General features: G+C 76.5%; 18 protein-coding genes, 1 tRNA gene and 1 riboswitch. Of the genes, 11 read left to right on the top strand and 8 right to left on the bottom strand.

Translation table 11 applies throughout. From position 1 onward, the window contains the following. Positions 1–75: 75 nt before the first annotated feature. Positions 76–1,017 (top strand): FAD-dependent oxidoreductase, encoded by a 942-nt coding sequence (locus D0Z06_RS08440; RefSeq protein WP_117376911.1) that lies wholly within the window; start codon positions 76–78, stop codon positions 1,015–1,017. Between the two features lie 28 nt (positions 1,018–1,045). On the opposite strand, the gene D0Z06_RS08435 is transcribed toward D0Z06_RS08440, so the two are convergent. Continuing rightward, positions 1,046–2,446, bottom strand: a complete 1,401-nt coding sequence (locus D0Z06_RS08435) for a GH1 family beta-glucosidase (protein ID WP_117376957.1) — start codon at positions 2,444–2,446, stop codon at positions 1,046–1,048. A gap of 576 nt (positions 2,447–3,022) precedes the next feature. Between D0Z06_RS08435 and D0Z06_RS08430 the strand changes: the two genes are divergently transcribed. Then, positions 3,023–4,048 (top strand): LacI family DNA-binding transcriptional regulator, encoded by a 1,026-nt coding sequence (locus D0Z06_RS08430; RefSeq protein ID WP_117376910.1) that lies wholly within the window; start codon positions 3,023–3,025, stop codon positions 4,046–4,048. Between the two features lie 12 nt (positions 4,049–4,060). Here the strand turns inward: D0Z06_RS08430 and D0Z06_RS08425 are convergent, their stop codons facing one another. From D0Z06_RS08425 to D0Z06_RS08415, 3 genes are all read right to left on the bottom strand, one after another. Further along, entirely contained in the window at positions 4,061–5,269 is a 1,209-nt protein-coding gene (locus D0Z06_RS08425; protein ID WP_117376909.1) for a M20 metallopeptidase family protein, read from the bottom strand. A gap of 70 nt (positions 5,270–5,339) precedes the next feature. Then, entirely contained in the window at positions 5,340–5,888 is a 549-nt protein-coding gene (locus D0Z06_RS26900) for a pirin family protein (protein WP_117376908.1), read from the bottom strand. Beyond that, positions 5,885–6,574 carry a phosphatase PAP2 family protein gene (locus D0Z06_RS08415; protein WP_233517535.1) on the bottom strand — a complete coding sequence of 230 codons (690 nt, stop codon included), beginning with the start codon at positions 6,572–6,574 and terminating at the stop codon, positions 5,885–5,887. The genes D0Z06_RS26900 and D0Z06_RS08415 overlap by 4 nt, the downstream gene beginning before the upstream one ends. A gap of 60 nt (positions 6,575–6,634) precedes the next feature. Here D0Z06_RS08415 and D0Z06_RS08410 point away from each other — a divergent pair, with 60 nt between their 5' ends. The 6 genes from D0Z06_RS08410 to D0Z06_RS08385 all read left to right on the top strand — a co-directional run bounded on the left by D0Z06_RS08410 (position 6,635) and on the right by D0Z06_RS08385 (position 13,192). Continuing rightward, complete coding sequence (locus tag D0Z06_RS08410) at positions 6,635–7,813, top strand: PucR family transcriptional regulator (protein WP_233517534.1); 1,179 nt, start codon at positions 6,635–6,637, stop codon at positions 7,811–7,813. 168 nt (positions 7,814–7,981) lie between these two features. After that, positions 7,982–9,184, top strand: a complete 1,203-nt coding sequence (locus D0Z06_RS08405; protein WP_117376907.1) for an acyltransferase domain-containing protein — start codon at positions 7,982–7,984, stop codon at positions 9,182–9,184. Further along, positions 9,181–10,152, top strand: a complete 972-nt coding sequence (locus D0Z06_RS08400; protein ID WP_117376906.1) for a beta-ketoacyl-ACP synthase III — start codon at positions 9,181–9,183, stop codon at positions 10,150–10,152. The genes D0Z06_RS08405 and D0Z06_RS08400 overlap by 4 nt, the downstream gene beginning before the upstream one ends. Before the next feature lie 79 nt (positions 10,153–10,231). Beyond that, entirely contained in the window at positions 10,232–10,471 is a 240-nt protein-coding gene (locus D0Z06_RS08395) for an acyl carrier protein (RefSeq protein WP_117376905.1), read from the top strand. A 53-nt stretch (positions 10,472–10,524) separates the two neighbouring features. Then, positions 10,525–11,766 (top strand): beta-ketoacyl-[acyl-carrier-protein] synthase family protein, encoded by a 1,242-nt coding sequence (locus D0Z06_RS08390; RefSeq protein WP_117376904.1) that lies wholly within the window; start codon positions 10,525–10,527, stop codon positions 11,764–11,766. A gap of 13 nt (positions 11,767–11,779) precedes the next feature. Further along, the gene (locus D0Z06_RS08385) at positions 11,780–13,192 is read left to right on the top strand and encodes an acyl-CoA carboxylase subunit beta (RefSeq protein WP_117376903.1); all 1,413 of its coding nucleotides are present in this window, start codon (positions 11,780–11,782) and stop codon (positions 13,190–13,192) included. 244 nt (positions 13,193–13,436) lie between these two features. On the opposite strand, the gene D0Z06_RS08380 is transcribed toward D0Z06_RS08385, so the two are convergent. Both D0Z06_RS08380 and D0Z06_RS08375 read right to left on the bottom strand, forming a co-directional pair. Continuing rightward, complete coding sequence (locus D0Z06_RS08380; protein ID WP_117376902.1) at positions 13,437–13,937, bottom strand: DUF3145 domain-containing protein; 501 nt, start codon at positions 13,935–13,937, stop codon at positions 13,437–13,439. A gap of 386 nt (positions 13,938–14,323) precedes the next feature. Continuing rightward, on the bottom strand, positions 14,324–14,572 hold the full coding sequence (locus D0Z06_RS08375; RefSeq protein WP_117376901.1) for a hypothetical protein: 249 nt from the start codon (positions 14,570–14,572) through the stop codon (positions 14,324–14,326). 46 nt (positions 14,573–14,618) lie between these two features. Between D0Z06_RS08375 and D0Z06_RS08370 the strand changes: the two genes are divergently transcribed. Beyond that, positions 14,619–15,521, top strand: a complete 903-nt coding sequence (locus D0Z06_RS08370) for a maleylpyruvate isomerase N-terminal domain-containing protein (protein ID WP_117376900.1) — start codon at positions 14,619–14,621, stop codon at positions 15,519–15,521. 87 nt (positions 15,522–15,608) lie between these two features. On the opposite strand, the gene D0Z06_RS08365 is transcribed toward D0Z06_RS08370, so the two are convergent. Beyond that, on the bottom strand, positions 15,609–16,832 hold the full coding sequence (locus D0Z06_RS08365) for a M23 family metallopeptidase (protein WP_117376899.1): 1,224 nt from the start codon (positions 16,830–16,832) through the stop codon (positions 15,609–15,611). Positions 16,833–16,843: 11 nt separating this feature from the next. Continuing rightward, positions 16,844–16,992: riboswitch (cyclic di-AMP (ydaO/yuaA leader) on the bottom strand. A gap of 265 nt (positions 16,993–17,257) precedes the next feature. Between D0Z06_RS08365 and pstS the strand changes: the two genes are divergently transcribed. Together pstS and D0Z06_RS08355 are read left to right on the top strand one after the other, a co-directional pair. Continuing rightward, positions 17,258–18,355: a phosphate ABC transporter substrate-binding protein PstS gene (gene pstS / locus D0Z06_RS08360; protein WP_117376898.1), complete on the top strand. Its 1,098-nt coding sequence runs from the start codon at positions 17,258–17,260 to the stop codon at positions 18,353–18,355. A 52-nt stretch (positions 18,356–18,407) separates the two neighbouring features. After that, positions 18,408–18,481, top strand: a tRNA-Ile gene (locus tag D0Z06_RS08355). A gap of 215 nt (positions 18,482–18,696) precedes the next feature. On the opposite strand, the gene D0Z06_RS08350 is transcribed toward D0Z06_RS08355, so the two are convergent. After that, positions 18,697–21,615 carry a toll/interleukin-1 receptor domain-containing protein gene (locus D0Z06_RS08350; RefSeq protein WP_117376897.1) on the bottom strand — a complete coding sequence of 973 codons (2,919 nt, stop codon included), beginning with the start codon at positions 21,613–21,615 and terminating at the stop codon, positions 18,697–18,699. Positions 21,616–21,736 lie beyond the last annotated feature (121 nt).

Raw genomic sequence — 21,736 nt, 5'->3', positions numbered from 1 at the left:
TCGCAGGCTCGGCGCGGGCCCCTGCAGGGGGGCCACCTCGGGAGAGGGCCGGCCGCCGGCGGCGGTCACCGCGCGGTGACCGTGGTCGGGGGCGGGGTGGTCGGGCTGACCTGCGCCCTGGAGCTGGCCCGGGCCGGGCACCGGGTGCGGGTGCTGGCCGCCGACCCGCCCGAGCGGACCACCTCGGCGGTCGCGGCGGCCATCTGGTCGCCCTACCGGGCGTTCCCGGCCGAGGCCGTGCAGCGCTGGGCCGCGGTGTCGCTGGGGGTGCTCACGGGCCTGGCCGGGCAGGAGGGCACCGGCGTCACCCTGCGCCCGGGCACCGTCGTCCACCGCGGGGGCGGGCCCGACGGCCGGTGGGACGCCGTGCCGGGACGCCGGCCGGCCACCGCGGCCGAGCTGCCGCCGGGAGCACCGGCGGGTACGCGCTGCACGCTGCCGGTCGTGGCCATGGGCCGCTACCTGCCGTGGCTGCTCGCCACCTGCCGCGCCGCCGGGGTGCGGGTCGAGCAGGGTCGGGTCGACCGGCTCGACGACGTGGCCGGGGACGCCGTCGTCGTCGCCGCGGGGCTGGCCTCCGGTCCCCTGCTCGGCGACGGCAGCGGGGTGCCCATCCAGGGCCAGGTGGTGCGGGTGGCCGACCCCGGGCTCCCCGAGTGGCTGCTCGACGAGGACCACCCCGACGGGCTGACCTACGTCGTCCCCCGCGGGTCGGACGTCGTGTGCGGCGGCACCGCGGTCGAGGGGGCCACGGGCACCGAGCCCGACCCGGAGGTCGAGGCCGCCGTCCTGGCCCGGGCCCGGGCGCTGGTGCCGGCGCTGCGGGACGCCCCCGTGCTCTCCCGGGCCGTGGGCCTGCGGCCGGGCCGGCCGGCCGTCCGCCTCGAGCGGGTCGACACCGGGGGCCGCCCGGTGGTCGCCTGCTACGGGCACGGCGGCGCGGGGGTCACCCTCTCCTGGGGCTGCGCCGCCGACGTGGCCGCGCTGGTGCGGTGCGGAGTGGGTCCGTCGGCGTGACGCCGACGGACCCACTCCGGACCGCAGCTCAGCCGCGCCCGCGGTGCTGCCGGAGGATCGCGGCGTAGGCGTGCCCGCTGTCCTTCACCGTGCGGCGCTGGGTCGGGTAGTCCACGTGCACCAGGCCGAAGCGCTGGGCGTAGCCGCGGGCCCACTCGAAGTTGTCCATGAGCGACCAGGCGAAGTAGCCGCGCACGTCGACGCCGGCGTCGATCGCGTCGACCACGGCCGCGAGGTGGCGGACCAGGAAGTCGACCCGCTCGGGGTCGTGCACGTGCCCCTCGCCGTCCACCTCGTCCGGCCAGGCGGACCCGTTCTCGGTGACCACCAGCGGCAGGTCCGGGGCGCGCTCCCCCAGCCACTGCAGCAGCCGGGTGAAGGCCCCCGGGCTGATCCCCCAGCCCATGGTCGTCGTCGGCCCCTCGGGGTCGAGCTCGACGACCCCCTCGCCGCCGATGAAGGAGGTCTCCCCCTTCTCCGGCGGCCGGGTGCCGGCGCGCACCGTCTGCTCGAAGTAGTAGTTGACGCCGAGCCAGTCCAGCGGGGCGGCGATCACCTCGAGGTCGCCGCCCCGCACGGGCAGCGGGGCACCGGCGGCGGCGAGGTCGGCGACGACGTCCTCCGGGTAGGCGCCGCGGACGACGGCGTCGAGGAAGACCCGGTTCTGCTGGCCGTCCAGGAGCCGGGCGGCCTCTCGGTCGGCCGGGGCGTCGGTGGCCGGGTGCGTCGGGGTGAAGTTCAGGGTGATGCCCAGCGACCCGACCCCGGCCGCGCGCAGCCGGCCGGCCGCCAGGCCGTGCCCGAGCAGCAGGTGGTGGACGGCGCGCGACGCGGCGACCGGGTCCTGCAGCCCGGGGGCGTGCTGCCCCGACCGGTGCCCGAGCAGCGCGCTGCACATCGGCTCGTTGAGCGTGGACCAGTGCTGCACGCGGTCACCGAGGGCCTCGACGACCACCGCCGCGTAGTCGGCGAACCGCTCGGCGGTGTCCCGGTCGGCCCAGCCGCCGCGGTCCTGCAGCCCCTGCGGCAGGTCCCAGTGGTAGAGGGTCAGCCACGGCTCGACGCCGGCGGCGAGCAGCTCGTCGACCAGGCGCCGGTAGAAGTCCAGGCCGCGCTGCTCGACCCGCCCGGCGCCGGTGGGCAGCACGCGCGGCCAGGCCACCGAGAACCGGTACGCCGACAGGCCGAGGTCGGCCATCAGCGCGACGTCCTCGCGGTAGCGGCGGTAGTGGTCGGTGGCCACGTCCCCGGTGTCGCCGCGGACGGTGCGCCCCGGGGTGTGGCTGAAGGTGTCCCAGATGGAGGGCCCGCGGCCGTCGGCGTCGACCGACCCCTCGATCTGGTAGGCGGCGGTGGCCGCGCCGAAGACGAAGCCGGGCGGGAAGGCCCGGCCGCCGAGGGCCTCCTCGGGCGCGACGGTGACGGTCATGGCTGACGTGCTCCTCGTGGTCCGTGGTCCGTGGTGCGTCGTGGTCCGTGGTGCGTCGTGGTCCGTGGTGCGTCGTGGTCCGTGGTGCGGGGTCGTCCGGGCTGCGTGGTCGTCGGGGGGTGCGTGGGCGGCGCCCCCGTTGGGGCCCGTCGCGGCTGCGGACGGCGGGGGCCCGCAGTCAGCCGACCCGCGGACCGGTGCCCGGGTCGAACGCGTGCAGGCACCCGGGGCGGGCGCGGAGCCCGACCGTCGTCCTCGGGGCGGCCGCCCGGCGGGCCCGGTGCGGACGACGTCGGCGGTGTGCTGCAGCTCACGGCCCTGCCCGGCGAGGGCAGCGTACAGGGAGGCGTCCGCGCCGAGCTGCTCGACGGCGGAGACCTCCACGGGCAGCCCGTCGGCGGGGTCGGACGGCGGCTCGTCCACGAGGAGGACCTGCGGGCTGCGCACGATGGCCCGGCCCATGGCGACCGCGCCGCCGTGCACGCCTGCGAACGGTCACCGGCCCTCCCGCGGGATGCGTCCGCGGCCTCTGGCGCGCGTGCAGAATGGGGCTCCACGACGTCCGAGGAGGGGTGCATGACAGCCGTCCACGGCCGTGGCCCCTCGCCCACGCTCGAGGAGGTCGCCGGGCTGGCCGGGGTCTCCCGCGCCACCGTGTCCCGCGTGGTCAACGACTCCCCGCGGGTCAGCCCCGAGGCGCGCACGGCGGTCCTCGCGGCGATCGAGCAGCTGCGCTACGTCCCCAACCGCGCCGCCCGCAGCCTGGTCACCCGGCGGACCGACACGATCGCCCTGGTCCTGTCGGAGTCCGACACGCAGGTGTTCAGCGACCCGTTCTTCGCCCGCACCGTCCGGGAGCTGTCGGCCGCGCTGGCCGACACGGAGCTCAACCTCGTGCTGCTCACCGCCCGCGGCGAGCGGGAGCAGGAGAAGGTCGGCCGCTACGCCCGCCAGGGCCACGTCGACGGCGTGATCCTCATGTCGCTGCACCGCGACGACCCGCTGCCGGGCACCCTCGCCGCGGCGGGCGTGCCGCTCGTCCTCTCCGGCCGGCCGCTGGACGGCCGCGAGGTCTGCTACGTCGACGCCGACAACGTCGGCGGCGCCACGGCGGCCACCGAGCTGCTGCTCGCCGGGGGGCGGCGCCGGATCGCCACGGTGACCGGGCCCGGCGACATGATCGCCGGCATCGACCGGCTCGCCGGCTACCGCACCGCCCTCGCCGGGGCGGGCCGGCCGGTCGACCCGCTCCTGGTCGCCGAGGGCGACTTCACCGAGGCCGGCGGCAACCGGGCGATGGCCGAGCTGCTGGCCCGGGCGCCCGACCTCGACGCCGTCTTCGTGGCCTCCGACCCGATGGCCGTCGGTGCCCTGCGCGCGCTGCGCCGGGCCGGGCGCTCCGTGCCCGGCGACGTGGCGGTCGTCGGCTTCGACGACGCACCGGTGGCGGCCACCGCCGACCCGCCCCTGACCACCGTCGCCCAGCCGCTGGACGAGATGTGCCGGCTCATGGTCGAGCTGCTCCGGCGCCGCATCGAGGGCGACGAGCAGGTGGCGGCGCGGGTCTGCGCCACCCGGCTGGTGCGGCGGGCCTCGGCCTGACGCGGCCGGCGGTCAGCCGCCCGCGAGGGCGTCGCACGCCATGGCCGCGTACAGGGCCGCCCCGACCGGCAGCACCTCCTCGTCGAAGACCACCAGGTTGGAGTGGTTGCCGGCGGCGGTCCCGGGCTCGTCGCCGGGCGGGCAGGCGCCGAGGAACGCCATCGCGCCGGGCACCCGCTGCAGCACGTAGGAGAAGTCCTCGGCACCCATGAGCGGGTCGGGCGTCGGCACGCTCCGGTCGGCGCCCAGCAGGGCGGCCGCCGCCGTCCGCACCCGGTCCGCGGCGCCCGGGTCGTTGACCGTCACCGGGTAGCCCTCCTGGTGGTCGAACTCCACCTCGAGGTCGTGCGCGGCGGCCACGTGGGTGGCCACCCGGCGCACCGAGGCCACCGTGTCGGCGCGCCGCTGGGGGGACAGCGAGCGGATGGTGCCCTGCAGGAACGCGGAGTCCGGGATGACGTTGTCGGTGGAGCCGGCGGTCAGCTGGGCGACGGTCACCACGGCGGGGTCGAACACGTCCACCCGCCGGGTCACCATGGCCTGCAGGGCGAGCACGATCTCCGCCGCGACCGGCACCGGGTCGGCGGCGCAGTGCGGCATCGAGGCGTGCCCCCCGCGGCCGCGGACGGTCACCGACCAGTGGTCGGCCGCGGCCATCATCGGCCCGGGCCGCACGCTCACCGTGCCGCTGGGCAGCGAGGTGAACACGTGCAGCGCGAAGGCGCCCGCCACCGGCGCCCCGGGGACGGCGTCGAGCACCCCCTCCTCGAGCATGTAGCGGGCGCCGTGGAAGCCCTCCTCCCCCGGCTGCAGCATGAGCACGACCTGGCCGGCGAGCTCGTCGCGCCGCTCGGCGAGCAGCCGCGCCGCCCCGATCAGCATCGCGGTGTGCAGGTCGTGACCGCAGGCGTGCATCGCGCCGGGGACCTCCGAGGCGAACGGCAGCCCGGTGTCCTCGTGCACCGGCAGCCCGTCCATGTCGGCGCGCAGCAGGTAGCTCGGGCCGGGCCGGGCACCGCGCAGGACGGCGACCGCCGACGTGGTGCTGCGCCCGGTGGTCACCTCGACCGGCAGCTCGGCCAGCTCGCCCAGGACCGTCTCGAGCGTGCGCGGCAGGTGCAGGCCCACCTCGGGGTGCCGGTGCAGCCTGCGGCGCAGGTCGACGGTGCGGTCGGCGTCGGCGCGGGCGGCGGCGAGCAGGTCCGGGACGGGCGTCGGCATGCCGCCACTCTCACACGAGCGCCGCCGGCCCCGCCCGGGAGCACCACGGACCCGGCCCCGGCCCCTGCCGTCAGCCCCGGGCCCACTCCGGGCGGCCGGTGTCGAGCGCCCACACCAGCGCCGTGGCCGGCCCCTCGACCGGCCCGCCGTCCTGCCGGGCCAGGGTGGTGCCCCGCACCCGCGCCAGCACCAGCAGCCCGGCGGGCACCGCCACCCGCTCACCCGGGGCGAGCACGGCCACCCACAGCCGCGCGTCGGGCCGGCCGAGGTCCACCCACCCCCGGGCGGCGCGGTGGACCCGGTGCGCCGGCGCGGCGGCGGGGTCGGCGCTGCGCAGGTAGGTCTGCAGGACGCGGGCACCGGCGTCCCCCGCGACCTCGTCGTGCTCCAGGCCGGTGCCCGCGCGCAGCACCGCGACGTCCCCCGCCCCGACCTCGGCGCGCTCGCCCCACGCGTGCCGGACCGCACCGGCCAGCACCACCGCCACCACGTCCACCGCCCGGTGGGCGTGCCGGCCGTATCCGGCGCCCGGCGCCAGGACGTCGTCGGCCACCCGCAGCAGCGGCCCGAGGGAGCCGTCGTCGGGCTCGGCCAGCACGGCCGAGCGCAGCCCCGTCACGCCGGCCCCCGGGGCGGCAGGGCGGCCGGCCCGCCCGGCAGCGCGCCGAACGCCAGGGCCGCGAGGAGGGTCCACACGACGCCCAGCGACCAGCCGCCGAGGACGTCGGAGGGGAAGTGCACCCCGAGCCACACCCGGGTCAGCCCGACCAGGAGCACGAGCGCCGCCCCGGCGGCCGTCGCGGCCCGCCGCCCGCGGGAACCCAGCCGCGGCCAGGCCAGCACGAGCGCCGCGGTGACCAGCGTCGCGATGCCCGCGGAGTGGCCGCTGGGCCAGCTCAGCCCCTCGTAGTGCAGGCCGCCGCCCTCGAACGCCGGCCGCACCCGGCCCACCGCCTCCTTGAGCAGCTCGGTCAGCGGCGCCACGCCCACCACGGCCGCGGTCAGCCACGCCGCCGTCCGGTAGGCCCGCCGGGCGCCGAGCCAGAACAGCACCGGGAGGGACACCAGCACGCGGAACCAGGTGACCCCCGGCGTGGTGAGCACCTCCAGCAGCGCCCCGAGCGCGGCCGGGCGGCCGTCGCCCACGTAGAGCGCGTCGCTGACCGCCGCGTCCACCCGCACCTGGGGCGCGAACCCGGCGAGCACCCCCGCGCCGAGCCCGGCGAGGACGCCGAGGCCGGCCGCGACGCCGGCCAGCGCGCGGTTCCGCACCGACACGGGGGTCCCCCGGGACAGCACGGCCACCGGCCCACTCTCCCCGACGCGCCGCTGCGCGGGCGACCCGGCCCGTGACACGCTGACGCCGTGCCCGACCGGGGAAGCCGCCGCCCGCCCTCCGAGGCGACCCTGCGCCGGCTCGAGCGCGCCTCCGGAGCGCTGGCCACCCGGGCGGTCGCCCGCATGGACGACCAGCTGCCGTGGTTCCGCACCATGCCCGCCGACCAGCGCTCCTGGGTCATGCTCGTCGCGCAGGCCGGGATCGCCTCCCTGGTCGAGTGGTGCCGCTCCCCCGACCGCCCGCCGCGGCTGACCGGCGAGGTGTTCGGCGCCGCCCCGCGCGAGCTGGCCCGGGTGGTGCCGCTCAAGCACACCGTCGTCCTGGTCCAGGTCACCGTCGAGGTGATGGACGACTTCGTCGACACGGTCGCCGAACCCGGGGACGCCGACGCGCTGCGGGTGGCGGTGCTCCAGTTCAGCCGGGAGGTCGCCTTCGCCACCGCGCACGTCTACGCCACCTACGCCGAGAGCCGCGGGGCCTGGGACGCCCGCCTGGAGGCCCTGGTCGTCGACGCGCTCGTCCGCGGCGAGCGCTCCGAGGAGCTCTCCGGGCGGGCCTCGGCGCTGGGGTGGGCGGCGACCAGCCCCGTCGCGGTCGTCGTCGGCGCCGCCCCGGCCGACCGCGACGCCCACACCTCCGCCCGGCGGGCCGCGAGGCAGATGCGCTGCGAGGTGCTCGTGGGCGTGCACGCCGACCAGCTGGTGGTCGTGCTCGGTGGCGGTGACGACCTCGACGCGGTCGCCGAGCGGGTCAGCGACGAGTTCGGTCCCGGCCCGGTGGTCGTCGGACCGGTCGTCGACGGCCTGGGCCGCGCCGGCGAGTCGGCCGCCGCAGCGCTGGCCGGCCTGCACGCCGCGCCCGCGTGGCCGGCCGCCCCGCGGCCGGTGGCCGCCGAGGCGCTGCTGCCCGAGCGCGCCCTGGACGGCGACCCCGTGGCGCGGGCCGCCCTGCAGGAGCAGGTCACCCGGCCGCTGCAGGGCGCCGGCGGCGAGGTGCTCGAGACCGTCCGCGCGGTGCTGGCCAGCGGCGGCAACCTGGAGGCCAGCGCCCGCGCGCTGTTCGTGCACCCCAACACGGTCCGGTACCGGCTGCGCCGCGCCGCCGAGCTGACCGGGGTGTCCGCGGCCGACCCGCGGGGTAGCTGGACCCTCCAGGTCGCCCTCGCGCTGGGCGCGCTCGGCGACGACAGCTCCCTCTGGCACTGACGCGCCGGGGCGCACGCGCGCGCCCGCGTCAGTGCGGTTCCCACCACAGGAACGCGCTCCCAGGACCACTGCGCGCCGTTCTCTTGTAGGAACCCTCCAAATCCGACCGGTGCGACTTCGTCGCGCTCCCCACCGACGCGTCGGCGCGACGCCTGGCACGGTGGGGAGGTGCTGGCCGTTCTCGCCCCTGGACAGGGTGCCCAGAAGCCCGGGATGCTCACCGACTGGCTCGAGCTCCCCGGTGCCGAGCCGTTCTTCCGGTGGGCCGGCGCCATCGCCGACGCCGACCTGCTGACCCTCGGCACCACCGGCGACGCCGAGGCGATCCGCGACACCGCGGTCACCCAGCCGCTGGTCGTCGCGATGAGCCTCTTCGTCGCCCGAGAGCTCGGCGGCCTCCCCGGCCCGGTGCCGCACACGCCCTCCACCGGCCGCGACGTCGTCATCACCGGGCACAGCGTCGGCGAGCTGACCGCGGCCGCGCTGGCCGGCGTCCTGTCGGTCGAGGCGGCGATCGCGCTGACCGCCGTCCGGGGCCGCGCGATGGCCGCCGCCTGCGCGCGGACGCCCACCGGGATGTCCGCCGTCATGGGCGGGGACCCCGAGGAGGTCGCCGCGAAGCTGGCCGAGCACGGGCTCACCCCCGCCAACGTCAACGGCGGCGGGCAGGTCGTGGCCGCCGGCCCCCTCGACGGCCTGGCCGCGCTCAAGGACGACCCGCCCGCCCGGGCCCGCGTCGTCCCGCTCTCGGTGGCCGGCGCCTTCCACACCCCGTACATGGCCCCGGCGCGCGAGCAGCTCGAGGCGCTGGTCGGCGGGCTGCGCCCGGCCGACCCCAGCCGATTGCTGCTCTCCAACGCCGACGGCGCCGCCGTCCCCTCGGGGCCCGAGGTGGTCTCCCGGCTGGTCAGCCAGGTCACCAGCCCGGTGCGGTTCGACGCCTGCCTGACCACGCTGCGCGAGCTCGGGGTCACCGCCGCCATCGAGCTGCCACCGGCCGGCGCGCTGGCCGGCCTGGCCAAGCGGGAGTGGAAGGGGGCGGGCATCGACGTCCTCGCGGTGGGCAGCCCGGCCGACCTCGACCGCGCCCGCGAGCTCATCGACGCCGAGCGCGGCCGCGCCGAGGCCACGCACCTGCCCGACTGGCGGGTGGTCGTCTCCCCGGTGCGCGGCACGGTCAGCCCCGCCGAGGTCGCCGAGGGCACGCACGTGCCCGCCGGCAGCCCGCTCGGCCGCATCCGCGGCCGGCGCGAGGAGGTCAACGTCTCCGCCGGCTACGACGGTGTGCTGGCCGAGTGGCTCGTGCAGGAGGGCGACCGGGTCGACGCCGGGGACCCGATCGCCCGTCTCTACCCGGAGGTCACCGAGTGACTGGCTCCATCACGCTGCAGCAGGGCGCCGCCGGCGCCCGGATCCTCGGGCTGGGCGCCTACCGCCCCCGCCGGCGGGTCACCAACGACGAGCTGGCCCAGACCATGGAGACCAGCGACGAGTGGATCCAGAGCCGCGTCGGCATCGCCGAGCGCCGCTGGGCGTCCGAGGACGAGTCGCTGGTCGACATGGCGGTCGCCGCCGGTGGCAAGGCGCTGGCCGCCAGCGGCCTGACCCCCGGGGACGTCGACCTGGTCGTGGTGGCCAGCGCCAGCCTGCGGGCCCCCATCCCCGGCATCGGCCCGCAGGTCGCCTACAAGCTGGGCATCCCGCGGCCGGGCGCCTTCGACCTCAACGCCGGGTGCGCCGGCTTCTGCTACGCGCTCGGGGTGGCGGCCGACTCCATCCGCACCGGGTCGGCCCGCAACGCACTCGTGGTCGGGGTCGAGCGGCTCACCGACGTCACCGACCTGACCGACCGGTCCACGGCGGTGATCTTCGCCGACGGAGCCGGGGCGGCGGTCATCGGCGCCGCCGACGAGCCGGGCATCGGCCCGGTGGTGTGGGGCAGCGACGGCGACCAGCACAACGCGATCGAGATCGCCGCCGGCAGTTCCACGATGACCATGGCCGGGCAGGCGGTCTACCGCTGGGCCACGACCAAGCTGACCGCGACGCTCGAGGAGGCCATGGCGGCCGCCGGCGTCGGCCCGGCCGACATCGACGTCTTCGCCCCGCACCAGGCCAACCTGCGCATCGTCGAGTCGATGACCAGGCGGCTGGGCTTCGGGGAGCGCACGGTCGTGGCCCGCGACATCGTGCAGTCCGGCAACACCTCGGCCGCCTCGGTGCCCCTGGCGCTCACGGCGCTGCTCGAGTCCGGCGAGGCCAGGAGCGGCGACCTCGCCCTGGTGCTCGGCTACGGCGCCGGGCTCACCTTCGCCGGGCAGGTGTTCCGGCTGCCCTGACGGGCACTCCCAGATCCCCGGGCCACGGGGCCCGGCGGCGGGGAGCTCCCCCGCCCCACCCGAGAGAGAGGACTTTCGCGTGAGCGAGGACATCCAGAGCGGCCTGGCCGAGATCCTCGAGGAGGTCGCCGGCGTCGCACCCGCCGACGCCACCCCGGAGAAGTCGTTCACCGAGGACCTCGACGTCGACTCGCTGTCGATGGTCGAGATCGCCACCGCGGTCGAGGACAAGTTCGGCGTCGCCATCCCCGACGACGAGCTGGCCAACATCAAGACCGTCGGCGACGCGATCAGCTACATCCAGAAGAACCGGGGCTGACCGGCCCGGTCCGCCCGACCCGGCCCCCCGGCCGCACCCCCAGGAGGGATCTCATGAGCACGTCCAACGGTGACGTCGTCGTCACCGGACTCGGCGCCACCACACCGCTGGGTGGCGACGTCGCCAGCACGTGGGAGGCGCTGCTGGCGGGGCGGTCGGGGGTCAGCCGGATCACCGACGACTGGGTGGCCGACTTCCCCGCCCAGCTCGTCGCCCGGCTCGCCGACGACCCGACCGCCCAGCTCGACCGGGTCCGCGCCCGGCGGCTGGACCGCAGCCAGCAGGTCGCGGTCATCGCCGCCGAGCAGGCCTGGCGGGACTCCGGCGCGGCCGAGGCCGGCGTGGCCCCCGAGCGGGTCGCCGTCGTCTTCGGCACCGGCATCGGCGGGGCGCTGACCCTGCTCGGCCAGGACGACGTCCTCGAGCAGAAGGGGCCCAAGCGGGTCTCCCCCTTCACCATCCCGATGCTCATGCCCAACGGCCCCTCGGCGGCGGTCGGGCTGGCCATCGGCGCCAAGGGCGGCGTGCACGCGCCGGTCAGCGCCTGCGCCTCCGGCGCCGAGGCCATCCGCTGGGGGCTGGACCTGCTCCGCCTCGACCGGGCCGACGTCGTCCTTGTCGGTGGCGCGGAGGCCTGCGTGCACCCGCTGCCGATGGCCGGCTTCGCGGCCATGCGGGCGATGAGCACCCGCAACGACGAGCCCGAGCGGGCGTCGCGCCCCTTCGACAAGGCCCGCGACGGCTTCGTCCTCGGCGAGGGCGCCGGGGCGCTGGTCCTGGAGCGGGCAGACGCCGCCCGGGCCCGCGGCGCGCAGGTGCACGCCCGGCTGGCCGGCGCCGGCGGCACCGCCGACGGCTACGACCTGGTGGCCCCCCACCCCGAGGGCGAGGGCGCCGGGCGGGCGATCGCCGCGGCCGTCCGCGACGCCGGCCTCGCCCCCGCCGACATCGGGCACGTCAACGCGCACGCCACCTCCACCCCGGTGGGCGACACCGCCGAGGCGGCGGCGATCCGCGACACCATCGGCGAGCACGTCCTGGTCACCGCCACCAAGAGCCAGACCGGGCACCTGCTCGGCGCGGCCGGCGCGCTGGAATCGGTGTTCACGGTGCTCGCGCTGCGCGACCAGCTGGTGCCGGCGACCGCCAACCTCGACGACCCGGACGACGACGCGGCCGTCCAGGCGCTCGACATCGTGCGCCGCGAGCCCCGGCGCGCCTCCTTCAGCGCCGCGGTCAACGACTCCTTCGGCTTCGGCGGCCACAACATCGCGCTGGTGTTCACCACCGCCTGAGCACGGAGGACCCGTGACGACGCTCTCCCCCGCCCCGCCCGCCCCGACCACCGACCCGCGGGACCCGGAGGACCGGCTGCGGCGGTTCTTCGACGAGGGCAGCGCCGCGCTGCTGCTGCCCCGCGACACCTCGGGCGTCGTCGCCGCCCGCGGCCGGGTCGCCGGCTCCCCCGCGATCGCCTTCTGCACCGACGCCACGGTCATGGGCGGGGCCATGGGCGTCGACGGCTGCCGGCACGTCGTCGACGCGATCGACACCGCGCTGCGGGAGCGGCTGCCGGTGGTCGGGATCTGGCACTCCGGCGGCGCGCGGCTGGCCGAGGGGGTCACCGCGCTGCACGCGGTGGGCGAGGTGTTCGAGGCGATGGTGCGGGCCTCCGGCCGCATCCCCCAGGTCTCGGTGGTGCTGGGCCCGGCCGCCGGCGGCGCCGCCTACGGCCCCGCCCTCACCGACCTGGTGATCATGGGCCCCGCCGGGCGGGTGTTCGTCACCGGGCCCGACGTCGTCCGATCGGTGACCGGCGAGGCCGTGGACATGGAGTCCCTCGGCGGACCCGACACCCACGGCCGGCGCAGCGGGGTCGTGCACGTGGTCACCGACACCGAGCAGTCGGCCCTGGACGCCGCCCGCGAGGCGGTCGACCTGCTGGCGGCCCAGGGCTCGTTCCAGCCCGCCGACGAGGAGCCGGACGTCGACCTGCGGGCGCTGCTGCCCGAGCGGTCCAACCGCGCCTACGACGTCAGGCCGCTGGTGGCCGCCGTCCTCGACGCGCCGGGCCTGGAGCTGCACCCGCGCTGGGCGCCCAACATCGTCACCACCCTCGGCCGGCTGGCCGGGCGCACGGTCGGCGTGGTCGCCAACAACCCGCTGCGGCTCGGCGGCTGCCTGGACTCCGCCTCGGCGGAGAAGGCGGCCCGGTTCGTCCGGATGTGCGACGCCTTCGGCGTCCCGCTGGTGGTGCTGGTCGACGTCCCCGGCTACCTGCCCGGGGTCGGCCAGGAGTGGGACGGCGTCGTCCGCCGCGGCGCCAAGCTGCTGCACGCCTTCGCCGAGGCCGTGGTGCCCCGGGTGACGCTGGTGACCCGGAAGTCCTACGGCGGGGCCTACATCGCGATGAACGCGCGCTCCCTGGGCGCGACGGCCGTGTTCGCCTGGCCGGGTGCGGAGGTGGCGGTCATGGGCGCCAAGGCGGCCGTCGGCATCCTGCACCGCAAGAAGCTGGCCGCCGTCCCGCCCGGCGAGCGCGAGGCCCTGCACGCGCAGCTGGCCGAGGAGCACGAGCGGATCGCCGGCGGGGTGAACCGGGCCCTGGCGATCGGGGTCGTCGACGAGGTGGTCGAGCCCACCCGCACCCGGCGCCGCCTGGTCGCCGCGCTCACCGCGGCGCCGTCGGGCCGCGGCGCGCACGGCAACATCCCGCTGTAGCCCGGCGGGCGCGCCCGACCGCGCACGCGGACGAGGGCCCGTACCCCTGTCAGGGGTACGGGCCCTCGCCGTCGACGGGACCTGGTCGTCCGGGCGCCGCTTCCCCGACGACGCCCGGACGACCGGCCCCGAGCCTACGACGGGCGCGGGTCGCGCTCATCCCGTCGTGGTCGGATCGTGATGAAGTCGAAGGACCCCGTCCCCCTCACCGCTCGCAGGCTCGCGGCGAGCCTCTGGACGGGGCCTAGACCACCTGGTGGAGCCAGGTGACCGGCTGGCCGTCGCCGGCGTGCCGGTAGACCTCGAGGTCGGCGTCCCAGGCCGCGCCGAGCAGCTCGTCCACCCCGTGCCGGAAGGCCTCGATGGAGGTGGCGGTGGCCGCGAGGTGCCGCAGCTGCTGCTCGGTGACGATGAGGTCGCCGTTGGCGCTCGTCGGCGCGCGGTACACCCCGTGCCCGGGCACGTAGGACATGCGCTCGCCGTCGTTGCCGTGGCTGGCTTCCTCGGTGACCTCGAAGCGCAGCATCGGCCACGCGCGCAGCGCGGCGACGAGCTTGGCGCCCGTCCCGGGAGCACCGGTCCAGGCCACCTCGGCACGGAACGAGCCGTGCGCCGCGGGCTGGTCGGCCCACGACAGGGAGACCGGCGCGCCGACGACGCGCTCGAGCGCCCACTCGACGTGCTGGCACAGCGCCTTCGGGCACGCGTGCACGAAGACGACACCCTGGGTAGACCGTCGCTGCACGAGGCACCTCCATCGACTTGATCGGTCTCGTCTTCCCCAACGGACGATCAATTCGGTGACAGGCTGTGTTCGGCGGTCCAGGACCAGGCGTCCTGGCACCAGTGTGCACGATGCCGCCCCGGTCGCGCCAGTGCGCGAGTGGCGGATGGGACACATGTGACGGATGGTCACCGCGGTGACCACTACCCGCAGGTCAGCGCCGCATACCACGACATGGGGCGTCGAGTCCACAGCACGGGCGCTCCGCACACCGCGTCCACAGGATCTCCCCCGCGCGCCCACAGGCGCATCCCCAGGCCCGCGGGCGGTCCCGCACACCGCTCACACAGCGTAGCCGCAATACCCCTTGCGAGCCTCCGCGGTCCGTTGCTGGGGCGGACCGCAGGTCAGGCGCCGAGCGTGGCCTGCAGGTCCTCGCGCGGCACGACACGGGTCACCGTGGGCGGCTCCCCGGGCGCGGCCGGCTCGGTCCACTCGAGGTCGACCACCTGCCCGGCCCGCAGCACCGACGCACCGTGCACGACGGCGGCCTCGGCCCAGCACGGCTCGGGCAGTCCCTCCGCCTCGACGAGGGCGCCGGGCCGGGCGTCGTCCCAGCGGACGACCGTGCCCCGCGCGGTCCGGTCCTGTGTCATGCCCCCAGCGTGCGGTCCGCGGCGGCTCCCGGCAACGTGCACCGGCATGGCACCCCCGGACGGCGACCGCTACCGCCACGGCATGGCCGACGCCGGTCGCGCGGAGGTGGGGCGGTGGGTGCTCGGCGCCTGGGACGCCTTCCTCGCGCAGGCCGCGGCCGTGGACCTGGGGGCACCGACGCGCCTCCCCGGCTGGCGGGCCCAGGAGGTCTGCGTCCACCTCGGCAGCTGGCCCGATCACACGGCGCTGGCCGACGTCGTGGCGTCCGCGCGCGCCGGGGGGACGGGGTCCCCGCCGGACGTCGACGCCACCAACGCCCGGGTGACCGCCGCGCACCGGGACGCGTCCCGGGCGGAGGTGCTCGCCGCGCTGCGGCGCAACCGGGAGGCGACCGTCCGGTACCTGGCGGAGGAGCCGGCAGCCCTGGACACCTCCCCCGCGGTCGCGGTGGTGGGCCGGCTCCCGGTGCTCAGCGTCGTCCTGGGGCAGGCCTACGAGCTCGCCGTGCACGGCCTGGACCTCACCGCGTGCGGGGCGCCGCCGGTCCCGCCGGACGTCCTCCAGGCCGGCCTGGCCGCGCTCGCCGACGTCACCGGGGCCCTGGCCGCCGGCACCGGGACGGTCGCCGGAGCCACGCTGGCGACCCCGGAGGGCGGCTGGGCCTTCGCCGCCGGCACCGACGGCTGGACGGTGCGCCGGGTGCCGCCGGGGCGCGTGCCGGGGCCCGCCGTCGAGGCGCCGGCCGCCCTGCTGCTCGAGGCGGCCTCCGGGCGGGTCAACCCGGTGGCGGCGCTGGCGCGACGGCGGCTGTGCGCCCACGACCTGGCCGGCCTGCTGGCGCTGGCACCCGTCGTGCAGGCCGCTCCCGGCATCCCGGGCGGTCCGGTCCTCCAGCTGGCCGCCCGCACCCTCGGCGGCGCCGGCGGCCTGCTCCGGTGGCGCCGCTGACCGCCGGCGCGCCGGGGACGGGCGGGGCCCCGCACCCGGTCGGGGTGCGGGGCCCCGTTCAGGCCCTGCGGGCTCGGACGACCCGGGTCAGCAGTTGACCGCGATGCCGTGGGCCTGCAGCCACGGCGCCGGGTTGACGCGGCTGGCGTACAGGCCGCCCTGGTGGACCTCGAAGTGCAGGTGCGGGCCGGTGGACTGGCCGCGGTTGCCGACCTCGGCGATCTGCTGCCCGGCCTCGACGACCTGCCCCGCGCTGACGAAGAACTGGTTGACGTGCCCGTAGAGCGTGATCTGCCCGTCGGCGTGCTGCACGTAGACGGCCAGCCCGAACCCGCTGGCGGGGCCCGCCTGCAGGACGACGCCGCCCTCGGGGACGTAGATGGGCGTGCCGATCGGCGCGGCGATGTCGACCCCCTGGTGCATGGTTCCCCAGCGCGGGCCGTAGCAGGAGGTCACCCGTCCGTCGACGAGCCCGCTGCCGCTGCCGGACGCGGCCAGGGCCGGGGCGGCGGCCGCGGCGCTGGCGGCCTGCTGCGCGGCCCAGGCCGCGGCGGCGTCCTCGGCACCCTGCGCGGCGGCCAGGCGCTCACCGGCCTGGCGCAGCTGCTCGTCGAGGGCGGCCTTCCGCGCCGCCGTCTCGTCGTAGCGGCCCTGCGCCTCGGCGAGGTGGGCGTTGGCAGCCGCCTCGGCCTCGTCGGCGGCCCGGGCGACCTCGTCGAGGCGGGCGACGGCGGCCTTGGCGGCGCGGTCGGCCTCCTCGACGCGCTGCTTGACGGTCAGGAACTCGGCCAGCCGGTCGGCGCGGTGGTCGCCGATCACCTCCATGGTGGCGGCCTGCTGGAGCAGCTCCGTGGGGTTCTCGGCGTCGAGCAGCAGCTGGATGTCGCCGTAGCGGTCGTCGGCGCCCATGTAGGCCTCGCGCCCGAGGTCGGCGATGTCCTCCTCGGCCGCGACGACGGCGGCCTGGGCGTCGGAGAGCTCGCGGGCCGTGGCCTCGGCGTCGGCCTGGGCGCGGGCGAGCTCGGCGCGGGCGACGAGCGCGGCGTCCGCGGCGGCCTCGGCCTCCACGGTCATGCGCTGCAGCTGCTCCTCGGCGGCGCGCACCTCCTCCGCGAGGCGGTCCACCTCGGCGGACAGCTGCGCCTGCTCGGCGGCGATCTCGCTGGAGCCGGGGGCCGCGACGGCAGCCGGGGTGCCGGCCAGGAGGCCGAGGGCGACGGCGGCGACGAGCGTCAGGCGGGGGGCGCGCAGGCGGCCGCGGCGTGACGTGGTGCGGGCGTGCTTGAAGGTCAGGCGGTGCAAGGTCGCCAACGCGACGGTTCTCCCATCCTCGCGACCGCCTACCGGGTTAGCTGACGGGTTCGGGCCGGACGTCGCCCTACCCGGGTGCGCCCCCCTGCGCACCCAGGACTCACCCCAGAGGTTCGGTGGGTCCCCGGTCCGCCTCGACCCCGGAGGGCGTCGGCGGTTCGGCGGGGCCCGGCCGAGGCCCCCCGGGATTCGGGGCGCTGCCCGGCAGGGCCGACGCGACGCTACACCGGACGGCGCCGGCGGTCACGATCGGGTAACGCAGATCGCGCGCCTCCTTGCCCCTTCGGGTGGTTCCAGCTACCCGGAGTGGTCGGGTGACTGCGTTGCGCTGCCCATCCGCCCCGGGTCGCCACGGGCTGGGAGGATGGCTGGCGCTCGGGCGGGGGTCGTCCGCCGGGTCCCGCAGTCGATCGGCAGAGGTGGGCGTGTCAGCACGGAGGAAGCTCGTCGGCCTGGCCGGCGTCGCGGTGGTCGCCGGCGGGGTCGCCGTGGCCGCGACCTGGACCCCGCCCAACGAGCGCCGGACCCCGGTCGCCGCCGGTGACCGGCTGGAGGGCGAGCTCGTCGGGGCGGGGGCGAGCAGCCAGCAGGCGGCCATGCAGGGCTGGCTGGCCAGCTACTCGGCGGTGCAGCCCGACGTGCGGGTGAGCTACGACCCGGTCGGCTCGGGCGGCGGTCGGGAGCAGTTCCTCGCCGGCGGGGTGGACTTCGCCGGGTCGGACGCCGCGCTCGACGAGGAGGAGCTCGCGGAGGCGCGGGAGCGCTGTGGCGACGCCGGCGTGTTCGAGCTGCCGAACTACATCGCGCCGATCGCCGTGGTCTTCCAGGTGCCCGGCGTCGACGAGCTGCAGCTGTCGCCGGAGACCCTGGCGGGCATCTTCTCCGGCGCGATCACCCGCTGGGACGACCCGGCCGTCGTGGGGGACAACCCGGGCACGGCGCTGCCGGACCTGCGGATCTCTCCGGTCCACCGCAGCGACGAGTCCGGGACGACGGAGAACTTCACCGCCTACCTGGCCGAGACGGCGGGCGCGGCCTGGCCGTACGAGCCGGAGGGCGAGTGGCCGCTCCCGGGTGGCGAGGCCGCCCAGGGCAACTCCGGCGTCGTGGCCGCGGTCGCGGGCGGTGAGGGCACCATCGGGTACGCCGACCTCAGCCAGGCCGGGGACCTCGGCGTCGCCGCCGTCCGCGTCGGGGACACCTACGTCGGCCCGACCGCGGAGGCCGCGGCCGCCGTGGTGGCCGGGTCCCCGCGCCGGGAGGGCCGCGGGCCGGCCGACCTGGCCATCGAGCTCGACCGCGGCACCGCCGAGGGCTACCCGATCGTGCTGGTCAGCTACCACATCGGCTGCGTCGAGTACGCCGACCAGCAGACCGCCGACCTGGTGCGATCCTTCCTGGGCCACGTGATCAGCGAGGAGGGCCAGGAGGCCGCGGCCGAGGTGGCCGGCTCCGCCCCCATCTCCGACGAGCTGCGCGAGCAGGCCCGCCCGGTGGTGGACTCGATCCGCGCCCGGTCCTGACCGCGGGCCCCGGGGCCGGGCTCCCCGGCCGTCTGGCAGGCTGGGCCGCACCGGGGCGGTAGCTCAGCCGGTCAGAGCATGGGACTCATAATCCCTGGGTCGTGGGTTCGAGCCCCACCCGCCCCACCCCGAGCCTCATCTGCAGAGATGGGACTCGATACCGACGGCGCCGTTCCGCACAGCGTTCGTACAGCGGCCTTGACCACGGCGGACCGAGCTGACCAGTCGGTCCCCCTCGGTTGCCGAGCACCCCACCACACCAGGACCCACCCGCCTGGCCGGAGGGAGCCGAGCGGGTAGCCGGTGTTCGACGACCCCAGCGACGACCCCCGGCGACGAGCTCAGGACGCACAGGTGTCCTGGTAGGGCAGGCCTGTGACGAAGCGCTGCCACTCCTCCCGGTTCAGACCGCGTCCGGTGATGGCGCACGCCCGATCGGCCGGCGCTTCTCTCAGGGTCCCGAGCTCTCCGAGGTCCCACAGGCCGACGGTGCCGTCGCCACTGCCGGTGGCCAGGGTCCGCCCGTCCGAGGAGAACGCGACCGCGTTGACGGACCCGCGATGCCCGATCAGGGGCTCACCCAGCGGACGCGGTCGTCCCAGGTCGGTCAGGTCCCACAGAGCGAAGGCGTCGTCCGCACCGCCGCTGGCGAGCGTGCGACCGTCGGGATCGAAGGCGATCGACCGGACGTAGCTGCCGTGTCCCGTCAGCGCCGGACCGACTCGACGGGGCGAGGCCGGGTCGGCGACGTCCCACAGCAGGACCGAGCGGTCGGCACCGCCGCTCGCGAGCAGGTCCCCGTCCGGGGAGAACGCCACGGTGTACACCAGGCTCGCGTGGTCGCCCAGCGCCCGACCAAGCCGGCGGGGCCGGGCCGGGTCGGCGACGTCCCACAGCAGGACCGAGCGGTCGGTACCGCCGCTCGCGAGCGCGTCGCCGTCCGGGGAGAACGCCACCGCGAGGACCTCGCCGGTGTGCCCGGTCAGCGGCCCACCGACCCGTCGGGGCCGGGCCGGGTCGGCGACGTCCCACAGCAGGACCGAGCCGTCGGCCCCGGCGGTGGCCAGAGTGCCTCCGTCGGGGGAGAACGCCGCCGCGAAGACCTCGCCGGTGTGCCCGGTCAGCGGCCCACCGACCCGTCGGGGCCGGGCCGGGTCGGCGACGTCCCACAGCAGGACCGAGCCGTCGGCCCCGGCGGTGGCCAGAGTGCCTCCATCGGGGGAGAACGCCACCGCGAAGACCTCGCCGGTGTGCCCGGTCAGCGGCCCACCGACCCGTCGCGGTCGCGTCGGGTCGGTGATGTCGTGGAGCACCACGGACCCCTCGGCGCCACCGCTGGCCAGCGTCCGCTCGTCGGACGCGAGGGCGACTGCGTTCACGGGGCCGGTGTGCCCGGTCAGGGGCTCGCCGATCCGCTGTGGCCGCAGGGAATCGGCGAGGTCCCACAGGACGGCGGTCCGGTCCGTGCCGGCCGTGGCCAGCGTGCGCCCGTCGGGAAGGAAGACGACTGCGTTGACGGGGCCGGTGTGCCCGGTCAGGGGCTCGCCGAGCCGCCGTGGTCTCGACGGGTCGGTGAGGTCCCACAGGACGACGGTCCGGTCCGAGCTCGCCGTGGCCAGCGCGTGCCCGTCCGGCGCGAAGGACACCGCGTACACCTCGCTGATGTGCCCCGTCAGCGGCTCGCCGAGCCGCCGGGGAGCGGCCGGGTCGTCGATGTCCCAGAGCAGGGTCCTGTTGTCGGCTCCCGCGGTGGCGAGGATGCGATCGGCAGGGGCGAAGGCCACTCCCCAGACCGCGTTCGTGTGGCCGGTGAGAGGGGTCCCGAGCCGTCGGGGTCCGGCCGGGTCGGACACGTCCCACAGCAGCACCAGGCGGTCGAACCCCGCGCTCGCCATGGTCTCTCCGTCGGGAGAGAAGGCCACCATGGTCACCAGGTCGGTGTGGCCGGTGAGCGGTTCTCCCAGCCGCGCAGGTCTGGCCGGGTCGGACACGTCCCACAGCAGCACCAGGTTGTCGAAGCCCGCGGTGGCCACGGTTCGTCCGTCCGGGGAGAAGGCGGCGTGGTGGACGGCATCGGTGTGGCCGGTGAGCGGTTCTCCCAGCCGCGCAGGCCTGGCCGGGTCGGACACGTCCCACAAGGCGACGGTCCGGTCGTTGCTCGCGCTCGCCATCGTGCGCCCGTCCGGGGAGAAGTCGACGGAGTACACGAAGCTGCTGTGGCCGCTGAGGGGCTGGCCGATCGGGCGGGGCCGGGCGGGGTCGGCCACGTCCCACAGCGTGATGGTGCCGTCGAAGCCACCGGTGGCGAGGGTGCGGCCGTCACGGGTGATCGCCAGCCCGACCAGGCCGCTGTCGTGCGGCAGCGTGCGCGAGTACCGCGTGTGCGTCAGGGTGTCCACCAGGCTGCTCTCGGCCTCCGAGCCGGGGCGGATGCGCTGGGCCGCGATGCCCAGCAAGAGTGCGTTGCGAGCGTCACGGGCCCGTGCCGCGTCGGCCTGGGTGACGAGCTGACGGGCTACTGCGAGGTCCCGTTGTTCACGGGCGGCATTGCGCTGAACGAGGAATTGCACGGACATCACGGTCGCAACGAGAGCCAGGGTGAGCAGCGCTGCGATCGCAGAATTGCGCCATCTGATCGTCCGTCGCTGCTGGCGAGTGTCCTCGCCGATCAACTGTTCCTTCGTGACACCGTGCAGGGGCGCAGCCAGATCGGCTACGACTTCGCGGAACCTCGGATTGTGGAGCGAGAGGTCGTTCTCGGTGTGCGCCCATCTCACGTCCACCCAGAGCGGCTCTTCACCGAACGCTCCGTACAACGAAGGCGGCAAGGCGTCGGAAGCGTCGGGGTCGAAATCCCCTGTCGCGCTGTCCCAGGTGAGTTCGCCGTCGGTCAGAGCCACCAGGACGCGGTCGCGTGGCTTGTTCGAGAGCCACCAGGTCACCTCCCGATTAACCCACTGCGACTTCGAGGCCTGTGGAGACGCGAGGAGCACGAAAAATGCTGACGCCTGGAGAGCCTGCTCGATCGACGACCAGAGAGCAGGGGTGGCGGTCAAGCTCGTGTCGTCACGGAAGACGCGGAAGGCCGGAGGCCGATACCAAGGCTTGCCGAGCCGATGCAACCCGCGTTGGAGAGATGGAGCGAGTTTGCCGTCGGCGGCGTGACTGTAGGACATGAACGCCCTGAACCCAGCACCGTCATGCTGCCCGGACACCAGAGGTGCGAAGTCCCCTCCGTGGGAGACCGAGTGATCGGTCACCGCGAGACCCCACCTCGAGTGTCCGACCCGCCCCTGCACCCAGCACCCCTCCGGGCCGCGCCGCAACCGGCCCTCGTGCCGCGCCGGGCGACCGGTCCAGGACCGCCACCTCCCCCTTCCG

This window comes from Geodermatophilus marinus, assembly GCF_003428645.1.
GTDB lineage: Bacteria > Actinomycetota > Actinomycetes > Mycobacteriales > Geodermatophilaceae > Geodermatophilus.
Note: the sequence above shows the minus strand (reverse complement) of the source record. Positions and strands in the feature narration are given on the sequence as shown.